General features: G+C 76.0%; 5 protein-coding genes. 2 read left to right on the top strand and 3 right to left on the bottom strand.

Annotated elements, in window-relative coordinates; translation table 11 throughout:
- Positions 1–553, bottom strand: a 553-nt coding sequence (locus CCN44_RS22010; protein ID WP_086698864.1) for an ANTAR domain-containing protein, incomplete at its 3' end; no start/stop codon positions are given.
- A 126-nt stretch (positions 554–679) separates the two neighbouring features.
- On the opposite strand from CCN44_RS22010, the gene CCN44_RS22015 reads away from it, so the two are divergent.
- Together CCN44_RS22015 and CCN44_RS22020 are read left to right on the top strand one after the other, a co-directional pair.
- Positions 680–1,048 (top strand): STAS domain-containing protein, encoded by a 369-nt coding sequence (locus tag CCN44_RS22015; protein ID WP_059254961.1) that lies wholly within the window; start codon positions 680–682, stop codon positions 1,046–1,048.
- A complete protein-coding gene (locus tag CCN44_RS22020) occupies positions 1,045–2,004 on the top strand; it encodes a sensor histidine kinase (protein ID WP_086698862.1) in 960 nt (319 codons plus the stop codon). Before CCN44_RS22015 ends, CCN44_RS22020 begins: the two co-directional genes overlap by 4 nt.
- Before the next feature lie 28 nt (positions 2,005–2,032).
- Here the strand turns inward: CCN44_RS22020 and CCN44_RS22025 are convergent, their stop codons facing one another.
- Positions 2,033–3,070: a rod shape-determining protein gene (locus CCN44_RS22025; RefSeq protein WP_059249318.1), complete on the bottom strand. Its 1,038-nt coding sequence runs from the start codon at positions 3,068–3,070 to the stop codon at positions 2,033–2,035.
- Positions 3,071–3,228: 158 nt separating this feature from the next.
- Positions 3,229–4,485: HAD family hydrolase (locus CCN44_RS22030; RefSeq protein ID WP_143649903.1), on the bottom strand; the 1,257-nt coding region annotated here is incomplete at its 5' end.

Genomic DNA, 4,485 nt, shown 5'->3' on the forward strand with positions numbered 1-4,485 from the left:
CGTCCCGCAGGATCTCCCACGCCTGCTCCGGGGTGCACGCGTGCGCCGCCATCAGGATCCCGCGTGCCTGGTCGATCACCGGGCGCGAGTCCATCGCGTGCCGCAGCTGCTCGATCTCCAGCCGCAGCACGTCCAGCTGCTCGGCCCGCTCCCGGGCCACCGCGGACCCGGCGCGGGCGGACGGGCCGGCGGCATCCGGGGCGTCCGCGGAGGCCGGCGTGTCCGCGGGGTCCACGCCCACCAGTTCCAGCACCCGGCGCGGCTGCCCCCGCCAGCCGGTGGCCCGCACCGGTACGCCGTGCCGGCGGCCGTACTCGCTCAGCACGTCCAGGACCGCCAGGCCCGCCGTGTCCAGGAAGGTCACCCCCGACACGTCCACGTCGACCCGGGCGACGCCCGCCGGCAGGGCCGCCAGCGCCCCGGTGAGGGTGTCCGTGGCGCCGTGCACCAGCTCGCCGCGCGCGGTCAGCAGCACCCGGTCGCCCTCCGTACGGCCGTCGACGGCCAGGAGGGCCGGCCGCCCGGTGCGCGCTGCGCGTGCCGCTGAGGTCATGTCACTCGTCCCGCTCCGCAGTTCGTCGTCAGACCTTCGCCTGCCCCCGACACCCGGACCCACACCCGAGAGGGAGGAGCGAGGCGCATACTGTTCCTTCATGTACCCGTGCGGCTGGGAGGCGACATGAGCGGACCCGAGCCGGCGTGGCCGCTGCCGGCCGTCGCCGTGCCGACGCCCGCGGTGCCGCGGCTCGACGTGCGCCCGCTGGCCGGGCGGACCGGATTCCGGGCGGCGGGCGAGGTGAGCCTGCCCACGCGCGGCATCTGGGAGTGCGCGCTGGAGCGGGCCGTTCGCGAGGGCGAGGACGTGTACCACTTGGAGCTTTCCGCGCTGACCTTCGTCGACGTCGCGGGCGTCGGTGCGCTGGCGCAGGCCGCCCGCAGCCTCGGCGGAGGGCGGCGCCTGGTGCTGGACCGGCCGCCGGACACCGTGCCCCGCATGCTCGACCTGCTGTGGCCCGGCCTGCCGGGCATCGAGGTGGTGCCGTCATGACCACACCGGCCGGACCCCAGGACCCGTTCGTGCACCCCGCGCTGTTCTACGCCGACGCGGAGGAGTACCTGGCCGGCACCGTGCCCTTCGTCCGCGCGGCGCTGGCCGCGGACGAGCCGGTCGCGGTCGCCGTCCCCGGCGAGAACCTGCGGCTGATCCAGGACGAGCTGGGCGCCGACGGCGCCGCCGTCCGGTTCCTGGACATGCGGGAGGCCGGCCGCAACCCCGGCCGGATCATCCCCGGCGTGCTGCGCGCCTTCGCCGACGCCCAGCCGCCCGGCCGCCGGGTCCGGATCATCGGCGAGCCGATCTGGGCGGGCCGCAGCCCGGCCGAGTACCCGGCCTGCGCCCAGCACGAGGCGCTGATCAACGCGGCGTTCCGGGGCCGCGAGGTCACCATCCTGTGCCCGTACGACACCGCCCGCCTGGACGAGCGGGCGCTCGCCGACGCGCACGCCACCCACCCGGTCGTCATCCCGGCCGGTCCCGGCGCCGAGCGCGCCAGCGCGGCCTACGACCCCGACGGCGTGGTCGCCCGCTACAACGAGCCGCTGCCGCCCGCCCCCGCCTCCGGCACCGGCCCGGACGTGCTCGGCGTCGCCTTCGACGAGGACTCCCTGTCCGCCGTCCGGCACATGGCCACCGACCACGGCGCCCGGCTGGGCCTGTCCGGCCTGGCCCTGGAGAACCTGGCGCTGATCACCGCCGAGCTGACCACGAACAGCGTGATCCACGGCGGCGGTACCGGCGTGCTCACGGTGTGGCCCGAGGACGGGTACGTGCTGTGCGAGGTCCGCGACAAGGGCCGCCTCACCGACCCGCTGGCCGGCCGCCGGCCCGCATCGCGTGACCAGCGCGGCGGGCGCGGGCTGCTGCTGGTCAATCTGCTGGCCGACCTGGTGCGGACGCACAGCGCGGCGGAGGGCACGACCATCCGGTGCTATCTGGGGCGTTGAGGCGGGGGCGCCGCGGGGGCGTCCCGGCTCAGGCTGCCAACGGGTTCAGGACCAGGGGTTCGATACGGCCCTCCAGCATCGCGCCCAGGCCCTGGGCCGCGCACACGTCGGGGCGTTCGGCGATGTGCACCGGCATCCCGGTGGCCTCCCGCAGCATCTGGTCGAAGCCGGGCAGCAGTGCCGAGCCGCCGACCATCACGATCCCGCGGTCGGCGAGGTCGGCCACCAGATCCGGCGGGCACTCGCGCAGCACCTTGCCGATGCCGTCCAGCACGGCCGTCAGCGGGGTCTGGATCGCGTCGCGGACGGCGGCGGTGTCCACCCGCACACTGCGCGCGAGCCCCGTCGCCACGTCCCGGCCGTGGATCTCGGTGGACGCCGGGCCGTGCGGGCTGAGCCCGTTGCCGGACAGGGCCAGCTGCAACGGCCGCACCGACTGGGTGGGCAGCATCAGCTCGTGCGCGTGCCGCAGGTGCTGCACGATCGCGTGGTCCACGGCCTCGCCGCCCACCGGGATCCGCTCGGCGGTCACGATGGACCCCAGCGAGAGCACCGCGACCTGGGTCGCCGCCGCTCCGCACACCATCACCATGGTCGCCTCGGGCCGCTCGACCGGCAGCCCGCACCCCACGGCGGCGGCGATCAGCGTGTCGACCAGCTCCACCCTCCTCGCGCCCAGCCCGACCAGCGTCTCGATCGTCGCCCGCTGGGCGAGCGGATCGGCGTCGTGCGGGGCACAGGCCGCCGCCCGCAGCCGGGGCTTGCGGCGCAGCGCCCGGCGCATCTTGTCGCCGAGCAGATGCCGCAGCATCCGCTGGGCCATCTCGATGTCCACCACCGTGCCGCCGGCGATGGGCCGTACGACCCTGATGTAGTCCGGCGTGCGCCCCGTCATCTTCTCCGCGAACTCGCCCACGGCTATCAGCGCGCCGGTGCGGGTGTTCACGGCGGCGACCGAGGGCTGGTCCACGACCAGTCCGGTGCCCTTCACGTACACCCGGGTACGGGCCGCCCCCAGGTCGACGGCGAAGTGGCAGCGGCGCAACTGCTCCAGGCTGACGGTCACGGCGGATCCTCCCGAGTGCATGGGCCTTGGGGCCTCGCCCGATGCGGCGGGCTCTCTTCGCATCCTGCGCGGGGCCGGGAGCGGGCGCCCGCTGTGCACGCCCGCCCGGGGCGCCGCCGAACGGGCGTATTTCCGGTCCGTACCGGCGTGTCGGCGGGTCAGAGCGAGCGGGCGGCCTCCAGCAGCGGTTCGAGCGAGGAGACGGTGACCTCGCTGCCCCCCTCGCGCAGGCTGCGCCGCCCGGCCGCGCTGGGCGCGTACCCGATGAAGCGCAGGCCGAGCTGCTGGGCGGCGGTGAGTTCGGCGACCGAGGAGCTGATCAGCACGCCGGAGCGGGGCGGCGTGCCGCGCACCCGCAGGGCGCGCAGCAGACAGTCCGGATGAGGGGTCAGCAGGCTGAGGTCGTCGCGGCGGCCGTGGATGCCCGCGAGGGGCAGCCGGTAGGGCTCCAGGTAGCGGTGCACGGCCGGCGTGGACACGTCCGTCACCACGCTGACCCGGCGGCCGGACCGGTGCAGGGCGCGGACCAGGGCGAGGGAGCGGTGCGTGGTGGGCGCGTCGGGCACGGCACGCAGCTCCAGGTCGTCGAGCCGGGCCCGCAGCAGCGGGCCGAGCCGGTCGTGGGCGAAGGCGCGCAGCAGGTCCAGCGGATGCGTGAACGCCTCCCGGCCGGGGGTGCTCGCGACGGGCAGCGGCCGGCCCGCCAGCGCGTCCTGCGGATCGCGGTGATCGGCCACGATCGACAGCAGGTCGAGCACGGCCTCCCGCGCCGTCTGCGCCGGGAACAGCCGGGCGAGCGGCCCGTCGAACCCGACCAGTACCGCGTCGGCGTCGGCGAGCAGGGCCGACAGCCGCCGTCGCGACGGGACCGGCGGCTCCGCGGCCGGCGCGGGCGCCCACTCGGGGACCAGCTGCACGGTGTACGACACCGCGAGACCCGGCACCGGCCAGTCGTCCACCCCCGCGTTCACCGCCCGCTGGGCCGCACCGGCCCGGCGCAGCGGATAGCGGCGGGTGACGGGGGCCGCCGCGCCCCGCAGATGCTCCAGCAGCAGTCCGGAGACACCGGTGGCCTCGGCCCGGACGAACGCCACCGGGTCCTCGACCCGCCAGGTCAGCTTCACCGCGGCCTGGAACGCGCCCTTGCCCGAACTCGGCAGGGACATGATGTGCCGGGTCTCGTGCGGCGTGAGGTCGACCGAGTAGTACGTCTCCGGGCGGCGCGGACGCGTGCCGTACGGGTGGATCGGGTCGAGCAGCGTCAGCGGGCCGTCGGGCCGCGTGTGCACGACCGCCGTGCGCCCCGGGGTGGGCACGCCCAGTTCCCGCAGGTCGTGCGTGATGAACGGGCCCTGCACCAGGTCGCGTTCGCCCGGCTCGGCGGACTTCGGCCCGAGCAGGCAGTACCAGGCGGC

The sequence above is a fragment of the Streptomyces tricolor genome, assembly GCF_002155905.1.
GTDB lineage: Bacteria > Actinomycetota > Actinomycetes > Streptomycetales > Streptomycetaceae > Streptomyces > Streptomyces tricolor.

Excerpts from the sequence above, each read along its gene's own strand:
- CCN44_RS22015 (WP_059254961.1), top strand. The coding sequence starts at position 680 with ATGAGCGGACCCGAGCCGGCGTGGCCGCTGCCGGCCGTCGCCGTGCCG.
- CCN44_RS22020 (WP_086698862.1), top strand. The coding sequence starts at position 1,045 with ATGACCACACCGGCCGGACCCCAGGACCCGTTCGTGCACCCCGCGCTG.